This is a genomic window from Microbacterium sp., assembly GCF_011620715.1.
Lineage (GTDB): Bacteria > Actinomycetota > Actinomycetes > Actinomycetales > Microbacteriaceae > Microbacterium.
Map to the genome: position 1 here is coordinate 1 of NZ_WOYP01000109.1, position 19443 is coordinate 19443.

Below are 19443 nucleotides of genomic sequence, written 5' to 3' on the forward strand. Positions count from 1 at the left end.
ATCTGTTCAGCGCCTGATCTGTTCAGCGCCTGATCTGTTCAGCGCCTGATTCCGTTCGCTTGTCGCCATCGACGATCCGGGCCCCGGCTCGCTCGGTCAGGGTTCGGATGTCCTGGAACGTGGTCTGCCACCGAGTGCGGGATCACCCCGCACAGCGAGGGCGCCGCACTACAGTTCGACGCCCACCAGTACCGGCTCTGGCTGAAGGATGAGCCCGAACTCGGCCTGGACGCGACCCTGGACGAAGCGCGCGAGTTGCGCGAGCTCCTCGGCCGAGCCGTTGCCCCGGTTCGTCAGGGCGAGAGCGTGCTTGCTCGAGAGCGCGGCGCGCGATCTGGGCAGCTTGAAGCCCTTGCGCAGCCCGGAGTGCTCGATGAGCCACGCGGCGCTCACCTTCACATCGGACTCCTCGGTCGACGACGCGGGAACGTACCCGTCGTAGGCCGCAAGCGGAATCACCAGAACGGGGTCGAGGTCGGGCGTCACCGGCCAGCGCGGGCACTCGGGGGGCAGGGTTCGGGCGAAGGATGCCGAAACGATCGCGTTCTGGAAGAACGAGCCCGCACTGTACGTATCGGGGTCGTCGGGGTCGAGCACCATGCCCTTGCGCCGACGGGTGGCCAGCACGTGGTCGCGCACCCAGGCGAGCGAGGCGGTCGCACCCGGCTCGAGACCGAGAGCCGTCCGCAGCTGATCTCCGGCCACGGGGCGATCGCCGTGGCCGACGTCGGCGAGCTCGAGGGTGACCGTGAGGATCACCGCAGCGCGCTGCGCGACCGAGCCGTAGTGCTGCTTGAACACCGACGTGCGGAATCCGAGCCCCAGCTCGTCGGCTGGCACCGTCGAGATGTCTCCGGTGCTCTCGTCGATGAGCTGCACCTCGACGAGGGTCTGGACGATCTCCTGCCCGTACGCGCCGATGTTCTGAACCGGCGCGGCGCCGACGGTTCCCGGGATGCCCGACATCGCCTCGATCCCGGCGAGTCCTTCGGCCACCGCATAGGCCACGAGGTCGTCCCAGTCGTGCCCGGCGTGGACGCGCAGCCGGACGAAGCCGGGGCGAGGGGACGGCATCCGCTCGATGCCCGTCGTCCGCACACGCACGACGGTGCCCTCGAACGGTTCGTCGCCGACGAACAGGTTCGACCCTCCGCCGACGACCAGCAGCGGCTCGCCCTCCGCCCATGCCTCTCGCAGGGCGCCGACGAGCTCGTCGGCGGTGTGCGCCTCGATCATGCGCCCGGGTACGCCGCCGGTGCGCAGCGAGGTCAGCCGGGCGAGCGGGATGGGTTCGACGTCGGGCATCGGCTAAAGCAGTCGCACGCGGACCTGCGCCTTGCCGAGCACGGTCGTCTCGCCGTGGGTCACGGTCAGGTCGATGCGCGCGGCCTCGTCCTGGACCGCGCCGACCTTGGCGACGATGCGAAGCTCGGCACCGGTCTCGGGGTCCACGACCACGGGCCGGGTGAAGCGCACGCCGTAGTCGAGGATGCGTCCGGAGTCGCCGAGCCACGGCACGATCGTCTGGACTGCGAGACCCATCGTGAGCATGCCGTGCGCGAGCACCCCCGGCAGACCGACGGATGCCGCCACGTCGTCGCGGTAGTGGATCGGGTTGAAGTCGCCCGAGGCGCCGGCATAGCGCACCAGCGACTCACGCGTCAGGTGGACGGTGCGCTCCGCGACGATCTCTCCCACGGCGATGCCGGCGGCGGTCATTTCCCGTCCTCCCCGACCAGGAGGACGGAGGTCGCGGTCACGACATGCCGGCCGGCGGCATCCGTGATCTCGGCCTCGCTCGTGACCATGGCACTGCCGCGCATCTCGCGGACGGCGGTGACCGAGAGCGTTGCGGTCAGCTCGTCGCCGGCGACGATGGGGCGGCTGTAGCGGAAGCGCTGCTCGGCGTGCAGGAGGTTCTGCAGCACGATGCCCGAATCGGGCTCGGCGAGCAGCTGCTGGAGGGTCTGGTCCTGCACGACCATCGCGAAGGTGGGCGGGGCGATCACGTCCGCGTAGCCGAGGGCCCGCGCGGCGGCGGGATCGACGTGCTGCGGGTCGTTCGCGAACACGGCACGCGCGAACTCGCGCACCTTCTCGCGGCCGACGAGGTAGGGCGCTGTCGGGGGGAAGACGCGCCCGACGAGCTCGGGGTTCACTGGCACCGTGTCAGTCTACTGAGCGGCGATCGGAGCTCGCAGGCTCAGGCGCGCCGCTCGCGCACCGTGCGCACACCGAGCTGCACGGCGATGAAGGTGAGGAAGGCGGCGAACAGCACGTTACCCCAGAAGGGGTCGACCACGGTGGCGAGCCAGGCCCCGAGCGCAGTGGTCGTGCACGCGGCGATGCCGATGAGCGCGGCCGCGAGAAGGTCCACATTGCCGCGGCGGAGGTTGCCGACGGTTCCCGAGATCGCGGTGGGGATCATCATGAGCAGCGAGGTGCCCTTCGCGATGAGGTCGCTGGTGCCGAACAGCAGCATGAGCGCCGGCACCACGACGATGCCGCCGCCGACGCCGATCAGTCCCGCGACGGTCCCGGTGGCCACGCCCAGCACGACGAGTCCCGCGATCGTGAAGGCGTTCAGCGGCAGGCCCGCGTCCCGGGACGGCACGACGATGAACAAGCTCACGATCACGACCACGAGAAACCCGATGAAGCTCCAGCGCAGTGCGGCCAGCGGCACCCGGGGCAGAAGCCAGGTGCCGATCTGCGCACCGACGACCGCCCCCGCGGCGAGGATGAGGCCGGGGATCCACGCGACGGATCCATGGATGGCGTACGAGATGACCCCGACCGACGCGATCGGAATGATCGCCGCGAGCGAGGTGCCGGCCGCGAGCCGCTGGTTGTAGGCGAGCACCAGGACCAGCAGCGGCACGATCACGGTGCCGCCGCCGACGCCGAACAGTCCCGACAGGAGCCCGGCCAGCAGGCCGATGCCCAGGCAGGTCAAGATGTACTTCGCGCCCTTCGGCTCGGAGGTGTCGGGCGCTTCGATGTCGGGCATGCTTCTCATCCTGCCGGTTCGGGGCGAGGGTCACTGACCGCTGCAGCCCGCACGGCCGCCGGCAGCGCGGCCACGATGCGATCGAGCTCGACGTCGGTGTGAGCAGCCGAGAGGAACCACGCCTCGAAGACGCTGGGCGGCAGGCTGATGCCCTGCGCGAGCATCGACATGAAGAACGCGCCGTACCGCCACACGTCCTGGTCCTTCGCGTCGTCGTAGTCGCGCACGGCGCCGTCGCGGAACGCGAGCGAGAAGAGGCTGCCCGCACGAGAGACCCGGACCGGCGATCCTTCCGCTGCGAACGCGTCTTCGACGGCTCCCGCCAGGCGCGCCGCCGAGTGGTCGATGCGCGCGTACACGCCGGCGTCGGCGGCACGCAGAGTCGCGAGGCCCGCCGCGACCGCGAGCGGATTGCCGCTGAGCGTGCCGGCCTGGTAGACCGGCCCCTGCGGGGCCAGGAGCTCCATGATGTCGCCGCGGCCTGCCACGGCGGCGAGCGGAAGGCCGCCGCCGACGATCTTGCCGAACGTGACGAGATCAGGTGTCCACAGGGCGCCACCCGCGCGCTCGGCCTCGAGACCCCACCAGCCGGCAGGCCCGACCCGGAAGCCGGTGAGCACCTCGTCGAGGATGAGCAGCGCGCCTTCGCGGTGCGCGAGGTCGGACAGCGCCTGGTTGAACCCGTCGGCGGGCACGAGAACTCCCGCGTTGGCACCGGCAGCTTCGGCGATGATCGCGGCGATCCGGCCGGGGTGCGCCGCGAACGTCGCCTCCACGGCGGCCAGATCGTTGTACGGCAGCACGATCGTGAGCGCGGCGACATCGGCCGGCACCCCGGCAGAGCCCGGCAGACCGAGAGTGGCCACCCCCGACCCCGACTCTGCGAGCAGTCCGTCGGAGTGTCCGTGATAGTGGCCGGCGAACTTGATGATCAGATCGCGGGCGGTGGCTGCCCGAGCGAGCCGGACGGCTGTCATCGTCGCTTCGGTGCCGGTGGAGACGAGGCGGACGCGGTCGAACAGGCGCGTGCCGAGCACGGTCGTGCGCTCGCGCAGCAGTTCGGCCAGCTCGGCTTCACCCGGAGTCGTGGCACCGAACGAGAGACCGCGGGTGGCGGCATCCTGCACCGCGGCCACGACCTCCGGATGCGCGTGACCGAGCAGCGCCGGCCCCCACGAGCAGACCAGGTCGATGTACTCCCGGCCCTCGACATCGGTGACATACGGCCCACGGGCCGACACCAGGAACCGGGGGGTTCCGCCGACGGATCGATAGGCGCGCACGGGCGAGTTGACGCCACCGGGGATGACCGCCTGCGCCCGGGCGAACTCGGTCTCATTGGTCACGATCGGCCCCCGTCGCGGATCAGGCGCGCGGCCTCGACCGCCCAGTAGCTGAGGATCGCGTCGGCGCCCGCACGGCGGATCGAGACGAGCGATTCGAGAACGGCGCGCTCGCGATCGATCCAGCCGTTCGCGGCCGCCGCCTCGATCATCGAGTACTCGCCGCTGACCTGGTACGCCCAGACCGGAACAGGGGATGCCGCGGCCACGCGCGACAGGACGTCGAGGTACAGCGAGGCGGGCTTGACCATGACGACGTCGGCGCCCTCGTCGATGTCGATGGACGCTTCGCGCACGCCTTCACGACCATTGGCCGGATCGAGCTGGTAAGTGCGGCGATCGCCTTCGAGCGATGACTGCACGGCCTCGCGGAACGGTCCATAGAGCGCCGAGGCGTATTTCGCGGCATAGCCGAGGATCGCGGCATCCTCGTGTCCGTTCGCGTCGAGCACGTCGCGCACCGCCCGCACCTGGCCGTCCATCATGCCCGACAGCCCCAGCAGCGCCGACCCCGCCGATGCCTGCGCGAGAGCCATCGAGCGGTAGCGCTCCAGGCTCGCGTCATTGTCGACCCGGCCGGCGGAATCGAGCACGCCGCAGTGCCCGTGGTCGGTGAACTCGTCCAGGCACAGGTCGGTCTGCACGACGAGGGCGTCGCCGACCTCGGCCGCGGCGACCCTGGTGGCGACGTTGAGGATCCCGTCGGGATCGTCGGCGCCCGAGCCGAGCGCGTCCTTGTGCTCGGGCACGCCGAAGAGCATCACGCCGCCGACACCGGCGTCGGCGGCGTCGTGGAGAGCAGCCTTGAGCGAGTCGAGGGTGTGCTGGAGAACTCCGGGCATCGACGAGATCGGCACGGGCTCGCTCACGCCTTCGCGCACGAACATCGGCAGGACCAGGTCGGCGGGATGCAGCCGCGTCTGCGCGACGAGCCGTCGCCACGCGGGGGTGGCGCGCGTGCGGCGGGGACGAATCTCGGGAACGGGGGTCTCACTCATGCGCGGGTCCTTCCAGGGCTCATCGGGCGCTGCCCAGGGGCGCGAGCGCGGCCGCGCCCCGCTCGAGCAGGGCAAGCGCGACGAGGTCGGCGAGCTCGAGCGCCGCGCGGTCGGAGTCCGCCGCGCCGGTCTCGGCAATCGTGAGCTCGCTCTGACCGTCGGGCGCGAACACCGTGGCCGTGAGGGTGAGCACGCCGTGCGCAAGGGTGGCGTGCGCCGCGATCGGCGCAGAACAGCCCGCCTCCAGCCGCGCGAGCACCCCGCGCTCTGCCGTGGCCGCGCGGTGGGTCGGTGCGTGGTCGACGGCGCCGACACGCTCGACGAGCGAGGGGGCGGCATCGGCCCGGATCTCCAGCGCGAGCGCGCCCTGCGCCGGCGCGGTGGGCCATCTCGCCAGATCGAGCAGTTCGGATGCGTCGCCGAGCCGGCCGAGCCGTTGCAGGCCCGCGGCGGCCAGGACCAGACCATCGACCCGGCGGTCGTCGTCGGCGTCGTACAGGCGCCCGAGCCGCGTGTCGACGTTGCCGCGGATGCCGACCACCTCGAGGTCCGGACGTGCGGCGAGCAGCTGCGCCCGCCGTCGCGGCGAGCCCGTCCCGACTCGTGCGCCGCGCGCGAGCTTGGCCAGCGTCACCCCGTCGCGCGTGGCCAGCGCGTCGCGAGCATCGGCGCGAAGCGGCACGGCTGCCAGAACGATCCCGTCGGCCGGCCCCGTCGGCAGGTCCTTGAACGAGTGCACGATGACGTCGACCTCGCCGGCGCGCAGCGCATCGCGCAGCGCCGAGACGAACACGCCGGCGCCGCCCATCGAGGCCAGCGGCGCGGAGGAGCGATCGCCCTCCGAGGTGATCGTGACGAGTTCGTGCGTTCCCAGCTGCACGGCGATCGCAGACGTCTGCGCGACTGCAAGCGCACTGGCCCGGGTCCCGACGCGCATCGGCGCGCCCGGCTTGAACAGGGCCGTCATGGGGCGACTCCCGAGATCGCCGGCGTGAACCCGGCGCGGACGTTCTCACAGCATGCCGGCCGGCAGACGTCGAACCAGGGTCCGAGGTCGGTCAGGTGCGGGCGATCAGCCGCCGGCGTGCCGTTCCGGCGCTCTTCGACCAGGTCGACCAGACCGCTCACGAACGCGGGGTCGACGCCCGGCGTCGGAGTGCGCACGGCCCGGATGCCCGCCCTTTCGGCCGCTTCCATCGCCTCGGTGTCGAGGTCCCATAGGACTTCCATGTGGTCGCTCACGAACCCGAGGGGCACGATGACCACAGCGTCGACGCCGCGGGAGGGCAGTTCGCCGATCACGTCGCACACGTCGGGCTCGAGCCACGGCTGAGTGGGCGGGCCGGAACGGGACTGGTAGACGAGCTCCCACCCGGTCTCGGCGGCGGCAGGCACCGCCTCCGCGACCTCAGCCATCACGAACCCGGCGACCGCCTCGTGCTGCGCCGCGTATGCGCCGCCCGGACCGAAGTCGCGGTCACGGGGACCGGAGCGCTGCGCGTCGGCGGTCGGGATGCTGTGGGTGGAGAAGAGGACGCGGATGCGGTCCGCCGCGACGCCGTCGCCCACCAGCTCTTTCACGGCGGCTGTGACCCCCTCGGAGAACGCGTGGACGAAGCCGGGGTGGTCGAAGAACTGGCGCACCTTGTCGATCGTCACGGTGCCGATGAGGCCGGTCGCCTCCAGCACGCGCGCGAGATCCTCGCGGTACTGGCGGCAGCTGGAGTAAGAGCTGTACGCGCTCGTGGCGATCGCCAGAAGCGTCGTGTCACCGGCGGTGGCGGCATCCTGCACCGCTTCGTCGAGGAACGGCGCCCAGTTGCGGTTGCCCCAGTACACCGGCAGAGGGATGCCGCGCGCGGCGAGCTCGGCTTCGAGCGCGGCCTTCAGCGCGCGATTGTGTGAATTGATCGGGCTGATCCCGCCGAAGTGCCGGTAGTGATGGGCGACCTCTTCGAGCCGCTCGTCCGGGATTCCGCGCCCGCGGGTGACATTGCGCAGGAACGGGATGACCTCGTCCTGCCCCTCCGGCCCGCCGAACCCGGCGAGCAGAATGCCGTCGTACGCGGTCGGCGTCACGACGTGCGGCAGACCGGATGCTGCGGCTGGGCTCGCCGCCAGGATCGTGCTCGGATCATCGGCGCTCATGAGAGCACCTCGGCCAGCTCGTCCAGATCGATGAGCCGACCCGTGAAGAACGGGATCTCCTCGCGGACATGTCGCCGCGCCTCGGTGGCGCGCAGGTGCCGCATGAGGTCGACCAGATCGATCGGGTCGTCCGCCTCGAGGGCGAGGATCCACTCGTAGTCGCCGAGGGCGAAGGAGGCGACCGTATTCGGCTGCACCTGGGGGAAGTCCCGGCCCATCCGGCCATGCTCGCCCAGCATGCCGCGTCGCTCGTCCTCGGGGAGGATGTACCAGTCGAGGCTGCGGACGAAGGGGTAGACCGTCACCCACTGCTTGGGCGGCAGCCCGCGCAGGAACGACGGCGTGTGGTCGCGGGTGAACTCTGCGTCGCGGTGCACGCCGAGCGCGTTCCACCGCGGGGTCAGCGGCGCGAACGGAGCGGTTCGCCGCAGCGCGCGCAGCGCGGCCTGCAGGCGCTGCGCGTCGTCGCCGGTGAGCCACAGCATGACGTCGGCGTCGGCGCGGAGTCCGGACACGTCGTAGATCCCGCGCAGGATGACGCCGGTCGCGGCGAGCGCGTCGATCGCGTCGGAGAGCGACGGCGCCGCATCCGCTGCAGTGGGGGCTCCGACCGGTCGGGCGAAGACCGCCCACAGTGTGTAGCCGACCGTCGCCTGAGTCTCGTTCGTCATCGTCATCGTCATCCTTCCGCGCCGCCCGATCGGGCGGCTGTCACGTCAGTGCTGTTCCGTTCGGCGATCTCGCGCGCCGTTTCCCGCGCGCCCGCCACGATCGAGGCCAGTCCGGTGACGGAGGCCGCCTCTCCGACGGCATCCAGGCCATTCGAAACGGGCAGTGATTCGAGCGTTCTCGTCCACGTCCGCATGTCGAGTCCGACGAGGCGATCGATCCTCGCGCCGGTGATCGCGCGCAGATCGGTGTGCACCGTGTTCTCGGGGTCATCCGGCATCCCATCGTATGAGAGCCGCACGGCGTGTCGGCCGGGCGGGAGCTCGTCGGCGAGCCACGTCCACTTCGCCGACGAGTGCGTGAACGCGCGCGCAGTGATGCCCTCCGCCCCCGCCTCGACCAGAGCGCCGGTGCCGCGGGGCGCGCCGTCGAGCTCCGGCGCATCCACGACGGCGATGGCCACGATGATGGTCCGGGTTCGTGTGGCGGGAGCGGCGATGTCGGCGGCGGCGAAGACGACCCCGCCCTCGACCCGTTCGCCGCTGTCGAGCCAGACCCCGGTCGCGTCGGCGCGGGCGACCCGCGCGCCGAGCACGATCCGGGCGCCGTGCGCGAGGGCGTCGTCGGCGAGGGACGCCGCGAGCCGGTGCACCCCGCCGCGCAGACCCGCGACCTGCGACCCGGCCGCACTGGCCGCTCGCAGCCGGCCGACGGCCGCACCCAGCGAACCTGCGGCCCGCAGCGCATCGCGCATCCCGGGCGAGGCGATCTCGAGCGGGAGGGCGTCGGGCGTCGTCGAATACACGCCCCGCACGACGGGCGCGACAAGCCGACGCGCAACACCGGCGCCCATTCGCCGGCGCACGAGGTCGCCGACGGTGCGGTAGGAATCAGGATGCCGCAGCGGCAGCACGGCGTCGAATCGGGCCCGCCACGCGGCCGGCCGGCCGATGACGCGCACGACGTCCGGCGCACGCGGATCGGCCGGGATGCCCAGCACGCTGGCGGCCGGCAGCGGCCGAGATCTGCCTCCGCGCCCCACCAGCCAGGCCGGCGAGTCGAGGGGACGGACGATGTCCGCCGCGAGACCCAGCTCGACGGCCAGTGCTTCGACGGCTCCGCCGCGGGTGGCGAAGGCCTCCGCGCCGGCATCGACCTCGATCCCGGCGACCCGGGTCGACGCGAGCTGACCGCCCGTGCGCTGCGACGCCTCGACGACGGTCACCGCGAATCCGGCGCGGGCCAGATCACGCGCGACGATCAGCCCGGCCACGCCGCCGCCGACGACGACGATCCGTGCCGACTCGGTCGTCGACGTCGTGGGGGGTTCTGATGCGGGCTGCATCGGTCGGGACGCCATGGTCAGGCGACGAGGGCGCCGACCGACGCTTCGTGCACGAGGCCGACGATGCGCGTGAGCACCTCCGGGTCGGTGTCGGGGGGAACCCCGTGCCCGAGGTTGACCACGTGAGCCGGGGCGGACTTGCCGCGCTCGAGCACGTCGAGCACGTGCGCCTGGAGCTTGTCCCAGGGGGCGCCCAGCCACGCGGGATCGATATTGCCCTGCACGACGACATTGCCGCCGAGTCGCCGGGACGCCTCATCGAGCGGGATGCGCCAGTCCACTCCGACCGCGTCGGCGCCGATCCCGGCCATCAGGTCGAGCACCTCGCCGCTGCCCACACCGAAATGGATGATCGGCACGTCGAGACCGCGCAGCGCAGACAGCGTCCGGCGCGAGTGGGGGGCGACACGGCGCTGGTAGTCGTGTCGCGAGAGCGAGCCGACCCAGGAATCGAACAGCTGCACGGCGCTGGCGCCTGCTTCGACCTGCGCCCGCAGGAAGGCCCCCGACACGTCTGCGCACCAGTTGAGCAGCTGAGCCCACGCGTGCGGGTCCGAGACCATCAGGCTGCGCGCCCGCTGCTGATCCTTGGATGGGCCGCCTTCCACCAGGTACGACGCCAATGTGAAGGGCGCCCCGGCGAACCCGATGAGGGGAGTGCCGTCCAGCTCGGCGACGGTGCGCGCCACCCCCTCGCGAATCGGGTCCAGCGCGGCGGGGTCGATGGGGCGCAGGCGAAGGATGTCGGATGCCGTGCGGATCGGCGTTTCGAGCACCGGGCCACGCCCCGCGACGATCTCGACCGGAACCCCGGCGAGGCGCAGCGGGATCACGATGTCGCTGAAGAACACCGCCGCGTCGACACGGTGGCGGCGAACCGGCTGCAGGGTGATCTCGCTCGCGAGCTCGGGGTTCAGGCACGCGTCGAGCATCGATGTGCCCACGCGCAGCGCGCGGTACTCGGGAAGACTGCGGCCGGCCTGACGCATGAACCAGACCGGAGTGCGCTCGGGGCGCTGACCGCGCAGTGCGGTGATCAGCGCCGATGAGGTGGTCCGACCGTCATCGAGCGGGTGCGACGCGGGGGAAGACATATGCTCCATTCTCCCACTGCCGCGCGGCCCAGGTTGCCCGCGGGGTCGGGTGATGTCCGGGAATTGCGCTCACGCATTTCCTTCGGCGACAGTTCCGTACGATGGAGGGGTGCTCCTCTGCGTCTCCGTCTCCCACCGCACAGCGGATTTCGATCTGCTCGGTCGCCTCTCCGAGGCGGTGACCGCGACCTCAGCGGGGAAGCTGATCGAAGACGGCCGAGCTCACGGTGCGGTTCTGGTATCCACCTGCAACCGCGTCGAGGCGTATCTTGACGTATCTCCGGGTGCCGACACGAGCATCGCCGAGGCCACTCTGCGCACCCTGGCCGGCGCCGCCGACCTGCCGCACGACACGCTGCGAGACCGCGCGGAGGTGCTCGCCGGCACGTCTGCGCTGCACCACCTGTTCGCCGTGACGTCGGGCTTGGAGTCCATCGCCGTCGGCGAGGAGGAGATCGCCGGACAGGTGCGGCGCGCCTACGACTCCGCTCGCGGCGCGCACGTCACGACACCCGAACTCGACACCGCGTTCCAGCGGGCTGCGAAAGTGTCGCGCGATGTGCGCACTGCGACCTCGCTCGGCAAGGCCGGCCGGTCGCTGGTGCAGTTCGCGCTGCAGCTCGCCGGCACCCGGGTGACCGACTGGCGTGAGACCCGGGCGCTCATCGTCGGCACGGGCAACTACGCCGCCACGACCGTGGCGACCCTGCGCACGCTCGGTGTCTCCGCACTCGCCGTCTACTCCCTGACCGGCCGCGCCGAACAGTTCGCACAGAAGTACGACATGCGCGCGGAGCACGACCTGCGCGGTGCCGTCGCCGCGGCCCAGATCGTCATCACCTGCACGAACACCTACACCGTGACCGTGGACGACATCCCCGACGAGTCCCGCCGCACGATCATCGATCTGGGGCTGCCCCGCAACGTGGATCCGGCAGTCGGCCGACTCCCGGGTGTGGAGCTCATGGACCTGGAGCTGATCGCGACCCACGCGCGGCTGCCGAAGCTCGCGCCCGACGCGACCGCGCGCGAACTCGTCTCGTCGGCTGCGGACGCGTTCGCAGCCGAACAGATCGCCGCGCCGGCGATCGTGGCCCTGCGCCGCCATGTCTTCGATGCGCTCGACAGCGAACTCACGCGGCTCGCCTCGAAGTCGGCCCCGGCCGCACAGTCCGCCGCCGTCGCCGAGGCTCTGCGCCACTTCGCCGGAGCCCTGCTGCACGATCCGACGCAGCGCGCCCGCGAACTGGCCGCAGGCGGCAGGGTCGCGAACTTCGAGGCAGGTCTGGCCGCGGTCTTCGGCATCGACCCGGCCGCGCAGGCTGGGTCGATCACGCCCCTGCGGCCGGTCGCCGAGGAGTCAGGGGCCGCCGAGACCGGCACCGCGTGACCTGCATCACTCGTCGCCTGCGTCCAGGGCCTCGTTGATCGCCCAGCCGTCGCCGGCCGGAACGACGATGTAGGCGTACTTGTCCTCGTAGGGCAGAGCCTCTTCGGCCGGGTTGCCCTGGTCGTCGAACATGCTCGTGTAGGTCTCCGAGGTGACGACGGTGATCTGCTCGTCGCTGTCGTTCTCCACCGATGTCACGGTGAGCTCGTAGTCCTGCACCGAGTCGATGAAACCCTGCGATGCGGCCGTGAAGGAGGCGCAGTCCGGCAGCTGCAGCACTTCGCGGAAGCCCTCGGTCGTCGCGGCCTGGAACTTCTCGCAGTCCGCGGTGCCCCACGCCTCGTCGTACAGTTCCACCGCGGCGACCGCGGCGGCCTGGTCATCGCTGGCTGCACCGCTGCTGCCGCCGCCGGCGACACCGCCGAACAGTCCGATCACGATCGGCAGCAGCACAGCGGCGAGGACGACGACTCCGAGCAGCACCACTCCGATCACGACCCACAGGATCCACATCTTCGACTTCTTCGGCTCGGTCGCCGAGATGAACGCGCCGGACGGCGCGGAACCGCCCGGGAAGCCGCCGGGATACCCGGGAGGGGCCGACGGAGGATAAGTGGCCGCGGGGGCGAGCTCTTCCGGCGCGAGCTCGCCGGGGGCGAAGGGGGTCGCGGTCGCCGGGGTGCCGGCATCCGGCATCGCAGCGGACTCGAGAGTGGGCGCGGGTTCGTGGTGCGCGTCCACGGCGGGCTCCGGATCGGGCGCCTGGACGTGCTCGGTCCACTGGGCACCGTCCCACCAGCGCAGTGCGCCGCGTCCGTCGTCATACCAGCCGGGCGGTGTCGTGGCCATGCGCTCGTCCCTCTCGCGCCGCCGCCTCGGGGGTCGCCGGTCGCAGTCAGAGCCTATCCGAGCGCCGTCCGGGCGTTTCGTCCTCATCGGATGAGGCATCGCTTCGCGCGAAGCGATAGCGTGACCCGCAAATGGACAACTCAGGAACCAACCTCGTCTGGACCATCGCGGCGCTGGCGGACTTCGCGATCAAGGTCGCGGCGCTCATCGTCATCCCGAGGCGCCGCAAGCCGACGGCGGCGATGGCATGGCTGCTCGCGATCTTCCTCATCCCCTATGTCGGCATCATCCTGTACCTGCTGATCGGCACCTTCAAGCTCCCGAAGAAGCGCCGGGACGAGCAGGCGCGCATCGATCAGGTCATCCGCGAGACCGTCCGCGACGCCGGCCTCGCGACGATGGACGACTCGTGGCCGCGGTGGTTCCAGCGGGTCGTGCTGCAGAACGAGAAGCTCACCGGCATCCCCGCATCGTTCGGCAACCACGCGACACTCCTCGGCGACTATCAGGGTTCGATCGACGCGATGACCGCCGAGATCGACACCGCGACGACTTTCGTGCACGTCGAGTTCTTCATCGTCGCGTGGGATGAGACCACCCGCGGCTTCTTCGCCGCCATGGAGCGAGCGGTCGCCCGGGGGGTGACGGTTCGCCTCCTCGCCGACCACCTGTCCTCGGCGAAGATCCCCGGCAGCAAGGAGACCTTCGCCGAGCTGGATCGGATCGGCGTGAAGTGGTCGTGGATGCTCCCCGTCCAGATCTTCAAGGGCAAATACCAGCGGCCCGATCTGCGCAACCACCGCAAGCTCGTCGTGGTCGACGGGCGCGTCGGGTTCATGGGGTCGCAGAACCTCATCGCGCGCAGCTACGACTCCCCCAAGAACATCAAGCGCGGTCTGCAGTGGCAGGAGCTGATGACGAGGATCACGGGGCCGGTCGTCGCAGGCGTGAACACCGTCTTTCTCTCGGACTGGTTCATCGAGACCGGCGAGCGCCTCACCGACCACGTGCCGGCACCGGAGATCGCGCGCTCGACCGCAGCGGATGCCCTGCTGTGCCAGGTCGTGCCCAGTGGCCCGGGTTACGAGACCGAGAACAACCTGCGCATGTTCCTGTCCCTCATCTACGGCGCGACCGAGAAGGTCATCATCACCAGCCCCTATTTCGTGCCCGACGAGGCGATGGTCTATGCGATCACGACGGCATGCCAACGCGGCCTCGACGTGCAGCTGTTCGTGTCCGAGCAGGCCGACCAGTGGCTGGTCGGGCACGCGCAGCGCTCCTACTACAGCGACCTGCTCGAGGCAGGCGTGCGCATCTTCATGTACCCGGCGCCCTACATCCTGCACGCCAAGCACATGTCGATCGACGAGGACATCGCCTTCATCGGCTCGAGCAACATGGACATCCGCTCGTTCAGCCTCAACGCCGAATCCTCGCTGCTCGTGCGGGGCGAGTCGTTCGTGCACGCAATGCGCGAAGTCGAGCAGGGCTACCGCGACGCCGGTCGCGAGCTCACGCTCGCGCAATGGCGGAAGGAGCCGCTGAGGGCGACCTTCTTCGACGGTCTGGCCCGGCTCACCTCGGCGGTGAACTGACGACCTGGGCGCGGTCGACTCCTCGCGTGGACATGCGGAAAGTCACCCCATCCGCATGATGCCGCTCCTCACGGCGGCTCGATAGGTTGGCCTCATCATCGGCTGCGACCTCGCCGCCACCGAAAGAAAAGGCAGTCAAGTGAACATTTGGGAATTCCTGATCTGGATCTTCTGGGTCTACATCTTCATCGCGTGCATCTGGATCTTCATCACGATCATCACCGACGTCTTCCGCGACCCGGGTCTGAACGGCGGGGCCAAGGCTCTGTGGGTGCTGTTCCTGGTGTTCTTGCCGTTCCTCGCCGCCTTCATCTATCTGATCGCCCGCGGACGCAGCATGAATGAGCGTCGCGTCGCCGAAATGAAGGACGCACAGGCTGCCCAGAACAGCTACATCCGCGAGGTCGCCGGGTCTTCACCGACGGCCGAGATCGAGTCCGCGAAGAAGCTCCTCGACTCCGGCGCCATCACCCAGGCCGAGTTCGACGGTCTCAAGGCGAAGGCACTGGCCTAACCGGCGCCGACGTCCCCCGTGCCCTCATCGCGGAGGGTACGGGGGACGTTCGCTTTCCGCAGGGGCCGTGACGCTCTGCGCGCGACCGCCCAGGCGAATCGCGCCGCGCGGGCGACCGCATCCTTCGCCCGACCTCGAGGCCAGTGCCGACGCAGCCGGATCGTGCCGTCCGGCGCCCTGCGCAGTTCGACCGAACGCCCCGCGAGCAGCGGCGCGCGTCCGAGGTCGGCTACCACTCCGGCTTGGGCGGTCAGCGGTGTCTCGAAGTTCCAGCCGGCGTGCCGCACCTGAACCAGGACCGGTCCGCCGGGCGAGCGATCCGCGCGTCCGAACATTCGCACGGGATCGATGGTGAATGTCGCGGCCGTCCCGCCGCGTGACAGCCGGCCGCGAACACGACGCCCGGCCCCGGAACCGTCGCGGACGAACAGGTCGGCGCGGTCATGGCGCAGATCCCGGCGCGCGTCGAGGGCTTCGCGGTCGAGAACGGCGGCCAGGCTTGCTGGGGGTCGCCACACAGCGGCGTGCGCGTCGCCCGAGCGCGCGGCATCCATCGTCGTGCCGACAGCGTCTTCGAAGACGAGGGCGTCCCGTCCTTCCCTCAGGAACCGGAATCGCACCGACAGGTCGAGTTTCCCCAGACGCGTCCATCTCGCAGTCATGCACTCGGCCTCGCAGCGCAGTTCGGCTTCGAACCCGGCGAGGCGCAGCAGCTCGTCGCGACGCCCTTCGCGCAGCAGAGCGGAGCGGATCCGCAGCGGGAACGTCAGACCCTGCTCCACAGCCGGGGAGAATCTCGCCCGCACGATCGGCGTGACGACGTCCAAGAACCGCTCGCGGTAGTCCGCGGGGTAGCGGAGCATCCTTCGCCCGCCGATGCGCTTGAGGATCTTCCCGCGATACCAATGACGCAGCAGCTCGTCGCGAAAGGGCCCCGGTTCGGTGTTCTCCTCGACCAGATCGAGCACGCTCTCCAGATGCGGGAAGTACGCCTCGGGGTCGATCCGGGATGAGCTCGCACTGCCCTCGTTCTTGATCCACGCGTAGCAGGGCACACTTGCGAGGATCGAAATCGTGCGAGCGGCGAAGTAGGCCTTCATCACGAAGAGGTGGTCTTCGAGCCGCACGCGGCCGTCGGGGAACCGGATGTCATTGCGCCGCAGGAACGCGGTGCGGAACAGCTTGTGCGGTGTCAGGAGTTCCAGCAGCGGATCCGTGCCGAGCGCTGCCGCCGACACGTCCCGCCGGAATATCGCTTTCGGAATCGCGCGGCCGACGCCGACGACCTTGCCGACCACCACGTCCGACGAGTTCTGGTCTGCGTAGTCGCAGAGCTGCTCGAGCGCGGACTCGAACAGGCGGTCGTCCTGGTCGGCGAAGAAGACGTAGGTTCCGGATGCCGCATCGATGCCGTGGTTGCGCGGAGTGCCCGGCCAGCCGGTGTGCGGGAGCGGCAGCACGCGTACGTTCGGGCGGACGGCGGCGACCCGCTCCAGCCGTTCGAGCGTGGCTGAGCCGGAGCCGTCATCGCACAGGATGACCTCGAACTGCGACGGGTCGAGGCTCTGGCGATCGAGCGATGCGATCAGTTCATCGAAGCCCGCGCCCGGCTGGAAGACCGGGACGACGACGCTCACCCGCACGGTCAACGACGGACCGGGAAGATGATTCACGCGCTCGGCCGTGACGACGAGTTGCTCATCCTTTCATTCAACAGCACCGTGCCCGCGGAGTCAGGGGGTTGCGCTCCACAGCGCGGTGGTGCAGGCGGTCTCTCGCCGGGCCTGCTGAACTGCTCGCCTACGATGGAAGCCCCATCCCCGAGGAGCTCGCAATGCCGCTCGACCCGTTCTTCGCCGAACGACTGCGGGTGCACCGGCGCTACCTGATCCGCCAGCGCATCGATGCGTTCCGCAGGCGTATGACGACCGGGGGATCGCCCCTGGGGTGGTCGCGCTCCGCCGCAGCAGAGGTGACGGTCACCTCGGAACCTCGGCTTCCGCAACCGGCCGGGTCCGCGCACAGTCGGGCACGCGCGAAGCATCGTCGCGCCGCTCTGGCCTGGGACCGCAACGAGCTGAAGACCGTCGGAACGGCAGGGCCCGACGTCCGCATCACCGAGCACGACGTGCCCGTCGAGGGCTACCCGTCCGTCCGCGTGCGCATCTATCATCCCGACCCTGAGCCGGCGGGGCCGGTTCCGGCGTGGCTGACGTTCTTCGGCGGCGCGTTCCGAATCGGCGGCATCGACTATCCGACGACGGATGCCGCCAACCGGCGTCGCGCTGTCGACGCCGGTGTCGCGATGGTCGCGGTCGACTACGCGCTCGCGCCGGAGCACCGCTTTCCGACCCAGATCGAGCAGGCCCACGCGGCGCTCATCTGGCTACACGACAACGCCGCGCAACTCGGGATCGACCCCGAGCGCCTCGGGGTCGCCGGCACCTCGGCGGGCGCGTCGATCGCCGCCGCCCTGACGATCGCCAACCGCGACCGCACCCAGGTGCCCATCCGCCTGGTGCTGCTCGAGGTGCCCGTGGCCGACCTCACGGGCCGCCACCTCGATCTGCGGGCGACGCGGGCTCTCGGCATCCCGAGCGTCATCGCGCTGCGCGAGCTGAGATCGGTGGCACGGACCTACCTTGCGCGCGCGTCCGACGCGAAGAACCCGCTGGCCTCCCCCCTGCGGGCGGGTTCGCACGCCGGGCTTCCCGAGGCGGTGATCCTGATCGCGGAATACGACCCGCTGCGCGGCGACGGTATCGCGTACGCGGCGAAGCTGCGCGCGGCCGGAGTGGCGGCGAGCGCGGTGCAATACCTGGGCGTGACCCATGACACCGCGATCTTCACCGGTGTGCTGCCCGCCGCACGGCGCTGGCACAGCGATGTCGTGGCGACCCTGGCTCGGCTGCACGACGTGTCAGGCGCGGCGCCCCGATCGGGCAGCTAGATGTACCCGGCTCTGAATGGGTCGCCGGCCCGGCCTGCCGGATTCTTCCCTTGCGGGGCGGTTTCGCACGCCGGGCTCCGAGAACCCCCCACAGCGGATCAGCGAGAGGCGCCGGCATCCGAACCGCTCTTGATCGCGGGTTCCTGTCGGCGGGTCTTGAGCAGGCTCGCCACGGTGGCGACCGTGACCGTCGCGGCGATGAACAGCAGCGACAGCCAGATCGGGATCTCGGGGATCACGGTGATCGGCTCGCCGCCGTTGACGAAGGGCAGTTCGTTCTTGTGCAGGGCGTGGACGAGCAGCTTCACGCCGATGAAGGCGAGGATGACCGCGAGGCCCTGCGCGAGGTAGACCAGGCGCTCGAGCAGGCCGCCGATGAGGAAGTACAGCTGCCGCAGGCCCATCAGGGCGAAGGCATTGGCCGTGAAGACGATGTACGCCTCCTCGGTCAGGCCGTAGATCGCGGGGATCGAGTCCACCGCGAAGATGAGGTCGACGAAACCGATCGCGACGATCACCAGGAACATCGGGGTGAACAACCGGCGACCGTTCCGGACGACGGTCAGCTTGTCGGCGTCGTACTCGTCGCTCACCGGCAGGAAGCGCCGGACCAGTCGCATGAAGCGGCCGTTCGCTGGGTCGGACTCGCCGTGCGCGAACGCCTGCCGGTAGGCCAGGAACAGCAGCAGCGCGCCGAAAAGGTAGAAGATCCACGAGAAGTTCTCGATCAGCGCGGCCCCGACGGCGATGAAGGCCCCGCGCATGACCAGGGCGATGACGATGCCGATCATCAGCACCTTCTGCTGATAGATCTTGGGCACCGCGAACCCGGTCATCACGATCAGGAACACGAACAGGTTGTCGATCGACAGCGCCTTCTCGGTCAGGTAGCCGGCGTAGTACTCACCGCCGTAGGTCCACCCTGACACGACGCCGATGCCGACCCCGAACAGGAGGGCGAGGCCGATGTAGAAGGCCGACCAGCGGGCCGCTTCGCCGATCGACGGTTCATGAGGCTTGCGCACGTGCGCATAGAACTCGTACACGAAGAAGGCGATCGTCACCGCGATGGTGACGATCCAGACGAGAAGGGTGACGTTCATGAGGACTCCAGACTTCGGCGTGGACTGACGACGCCAAGGTCTTCTCCATCCCCGAGATCGAGGACCGGTGACCCGGGATGCGATGCGCATCCGTAATGACGGGCCGACCGTGTGGGAGTACTCCCCTTGCTCTTGCGACTTTAGTGGAAACCGCTCACCGGCTTCTGAGAGATCGCCGAGTGCGCGTCAGCGGGCGGACGACCGCGCGCCAGCGCCCCCGAGCGGAGGTCGCGGACGAGGTCGTTCCGGGCAACGTCATCTGCGTGCGCAGCGCACCGTGGTGGGTGGCAGAGGAGCGGGCTTGTCCCCCACCGCCGGCATACGAACGAAAAGGCCGCACCAGGGGGGCATTGTCGTTCGTAGCGGGAGCGGGGCTTGAACCCGCGACCTCACGATTATGAGTCGTGCGCTCTCACCAACTGAGCTACCCCG

General features: G+C 70.1%; 18 protein-coding genes and 1 tRNA gene. 4 read left to right on the top strand and 15 right to left on the bottom strand.

The annotated features are described in order from the left end of the window. Positions 1-168: 168 nt before the first annotated feature. The 11 genes from QZV84_RS10520 to hemE are packed head-to-tail and all read right to left on the bottom strand — an operon-like array spanning position 169 to position 10607. The gene (locus tag QZV84_RS10520) at positions 169-1305 is read right to left on the bottom strand and encodes a UDP-N-acetylmuramate dehydrogenase (RefSeq protein WP_292829217.1); all 1137 of its coding nucleotides are present in this window, start codon (positions 1303-1305) and stop codon (positions 169-171) included. Positions 1306-1308: 3 nt separating this feature from the next. Further along, positions 1309-1719: a MaoC/PaaZ C-terminal domain-containing protein gene (locus tag QZV84_RS10525; protein ID WP_292829219.1), complete on the bottom strand. Its 411-nt coding sequence runs from the start codon at positions 1717-1719 to the stop codon at positions 1309-1311. Continuing rightward, positions 1716-2165 carry a MaoC family dehydratase N-terminal domain-containing protein gene (locus QZV84_RS10530; protein WP_292829221.1) on the bottom strand — a complete coding sequence of 150 codons (450 nt, stop codon included), beginning with the start codon at positions 2163-2165 and terminating at the stop codon, positions 1716-1718. The genes QZV84_RS10525 and QZV84_RS10530 overlap by 4 nt, the downstream gene beginning before the upstream one ends. A gap of 38 nt (positions 2166-2203) precedes the next feature. Continuing rightward, complete coding sequence (locus QZV84_RS10535; protein WP_292829223.1) at positions 2204-3010, bottom strand: sulfite exporter TauE/SafE family protein; 807 nt, start codon at positions 3008-3010, stop codon at positions 2204-2206. 5 nt (positions 3011-3015) lie between these two features. Continuing rightward, on the bottom strand, positions 3016-4359 hold the full coding sequence (locus tag QZV84_RS10540; protein WP_292829244.1) for a glutamate-1-semialdehyde 2,1-aminomutase: 1344 nt from the start codon (positions 4357-4359) through the stop codon (positions 3016-3018). Further along, a complete protein-coding gene (gene hemB / locus QZV84_RS10545) occupies positions 4353-5351 on the bottom strand; it encodes a porphobilinogen synthase (protein ID WP_292829225.1) in 999 nt (332 codons plus the stop codon). The genes QZV84_RS10540 and hemB overlap by 7 nt, the downstream gene beginning before the upstream one ends. Positions 5352-5370: 19 nt before the next feature. Continuing rightward, on the bottom strand, positions 5371-6318 hold the full coding sequence (hemC, locus tag QZV84_RS10550; RefSeq protein ID WP_292829227.1) for a hydroxymethylbilane synthase: 948 nt from the start codon (positions 6316-6318) through the stop codon (positions 5371-5373). After that, entirely contained in the window at positions 6315-7499 is a 1185-nt protein-coding gene (locus tag QZV84_RS10555; protein ID WP_292829229.1) for a ferrochelatase, read from the bottom strand. The genes hemC and QZV84_RS10555 overlap by 4 nt, the downstream gene beginning before the upstream one ends. Further along, positions 7496-8170: a hydrogen peroxide-dependent heme synthase gene (gene hemQ, locus QZV84_RS10560; RefSeq protein WP_292829231.1), complete on the bottom strand. Its 675-nt coding sequence runs from the start codon at positions 8168-8170 to the stop codon at positions 7496-7498. The genes QZV84_RS10555 and hemQ overlap by 4 nt, the downstream gene beginning before the upstream one ends. 8 nt (positions 8171-8178) lie before the next feature. Further along, positions 8179-9528: an FAD-dependent oxidoreductase gene (locus QZV84_RS10565; RefSeq protein ID WP_292829232.1), complete on the bottom strand. Its 1350-nt coding sequence runs from the start codon at positions 9526-9528 to the stop codon at positions 8179-8181. A gap of 2 nt (positions 9529-9530) precedes the next feature. Continuing rightward, on the bottom strand, positions 9531-10607 hold the full coding sequence (hemE, locus tag QZV84_RS10570; RefSeq protein ID WP_292829233.1) for a uroporphyrinogen decarboxylase: 1077 nt from the start codon (positions 10605-10607) through the stop codon (positions 9531-9533). A 109-nt stretch (positions 10608-10716) separates the two neighbouring features. Between hemE and QZV84_RS10575 the strand changes: the two genes are divergently transcribed. Next, positions 10717-11997 carry a glutamyl-tRNA reductase gene (locus QZV84_RS10575; RefSeq protein ID WP_292829234.1) on the top strand — a complete coding sequence of 427 codons (1281 nt, stop codon included), beginning with the start codon at positions 10717-10719 and terminating at the stop codon, positions 11995-11997. Between the two features lie 6 nt (positions 11998-12003). On the opposite strand, the gene QZV84_RS10580 is transcribed toward QZV84_RS10575, so the two are convergent. Further along, positions 12004-12846, bottom strand: coding sequence for a DUF2510 domain-containing protein (locus tag QZV84_RS10580; protein ID WP_292829235.1), 843 nt, complete (start codon positions 12844-12846; stop codon positions 12004-12006). Between the two features lie 131 nt (positions 12847-12977). Between QZV84_RS10580 and cls the strand changes: the two genes are divergently transcribed. Beyond that, positions 12978-14444, top strand: coding sequence for a cardiolipin synthase (gene cls, locus QZV84_RS10585; protein ID WP_292829236.1), 1467 nt, complete (start codon positions 12978-12980; stop codon positions 14442-14444). A 139-nt stretch (positions 14445-14583) separates the two neighbouring features. Then, the gene (locus tag QZV84_RS10590; RefSeq protein ID WP_292829237.1) at positions 14584-14958 is read left to right on the top strand and encodes an SHOCT domain-containing protein; all 375 of its coding nucleotides are present in this window, start codon (positions 14584-14586) and stop codon (positions 14956-14958) included. Here the strand turns inward: QZV84_RS10590 and QZV84_RS10595 are convergent. Further along, positions 14955-16631, bottom strand: coding sequence for a glycosyltransferase family A protein (locus QZV84_RS10595; RefSeq protein ID WP_292829238.1), 1677 nt, complete (start codon positions 16629-16631; stop codon positions 14955-14957). The genes QZV84_RS10590 and QZV84_RS10595 overlap by 4 nt on opposite strands. A 161-nt stretch (positions 16632-16792) precedes the next feature. Here QZV84_RS10595 and QZV84_RS10600 point away from each other — a divergent pair, with 161 nt between their 5' ends. Next, a complete protein-coding gene (locus tag QZV84_RS10600) occupies positions 16793-17908 on the top strand; it encodes an alpha/beta hydrolase (protein WP_292829240.1) in 1116 nt (371 codons plus the stop codon). Positions 17909-18006: 98 nt separating this feature from the next. On the opposite strand, the gene QZV84_RS10605 is transcribed toward QZV84_RS10600, so the two are convergent. Further along, positions 18007-19011 (bottom strand): TerC family protein, encoded by a 1005-nt coding sequence (locus QZV84_RS10605; protein ID WP_292829242.1) that lies wholly within the window; start codon positions 19009-19011, stop codon positions 18007-18009. 360 nt (positions 19012-19371) lie between these two features. After that, positions 19372-19443 (bottom strand) — tRNA-Met (locus QZV84_RS10610).

What these genes read in the sequence shown, in the direction of transcription:
- QZV84_RS10520 (WP_292829217.1), bottom strand. Translation starts at nt 1,305, where the DNA reads ATGCCCGACGTCGAACCCATCCCGCTCGCCCGGCTGACCTCGCTGCGC.
- QZV84_RS10525 (WP_292829219.1), bottom strand. Translation starts at nt 1,719, where the DNA reads ATGACCGCCGCCGGCATCGCCGTGGGAGAGATCGTCGCGGAGCGCACC.
- QZV84_RS10535 (WP_292829223.1), bottom strand. Translation starts at nt 3,010, where the DNA reads ATGCCCGACATCGAAGCGCCCGACACCTCCGAGCCGAAGGGCGCGAAG.
- hemB (WP_292829225.1), bottom strand. Translation starts at nt 5,351, where the DNA reads ATGAGTGAGACCCCCGTTCCCGAGATTCGTCCCCGCCGCACGCGCGCC.
- hemC (WP_292829227.1), bottom strand. Translation starts at nt 6,318, where the DNA reads ATGACGGCCCTGTTCAAGCCGGGCGCGCCGATGCGCGTCGGGACCCGG.
- QZV84_RS10555 (WP_292829229.1), bottom strand. Translation starts at nt 7,499, where the DNA reads ATGAGCGCCGATGATCCGAGCACGATCCTGGCGGCGAGCCCAGCCGCA.
- hemQ (WP_292829231.1), bottom strand. Translation starts at nt 8,170, where the DNA reads ATGACGAACGAGACTCAGGCGACGGTCGGCTACACACTGTGGGCGGTC.
- QZV84_RS10565 (WP_292829232.1), bottom strand. Translation starts at nt 9,528, where the DNA reads ATGGCGTCCCGACCGATGCAGCCCGCATCAGAACCCCCCACGACGTCG.
- hemE (WP_292829233.1), bottom strand. Translation starts at nt 10,607, where the DNA reads ATGTCTTCCCCCGCGTCGCACCCGCTCGATGACGGTCGGACCACCTCA.
- QZV84_RS10580 (WP_292829235.1), bottom strand. Translation starts at nt 12,846, where the DNA reads ATGGCCACGACACCGCCCGGCTGGTATGACGACGGACGCGGCGCACTG.
- cls (WP_292829236.1), top strand. Translation starts at nt 12,978, where the DNA reads ATGGACAACTCAGGAACCAACCTCGTCTGGACCATCGCGGCGCTGGCG.
- QZV84_RS10600 (WP_292829240.1), top strand. Translation starts at nt 16,793, where the DNA reads ATGCCGCTCGACCCGTTCTTCGCCGAACGACTGCGGGTGCACCGGCGC.
- QZV84_RS10605 (WP_292829242.1), bottom strand. Translation starts at nt 19,011, where the DNA reads ATGAACGTCACCCTTCTCGTCTGGATCGTCACCATCGCGGTGACGATC.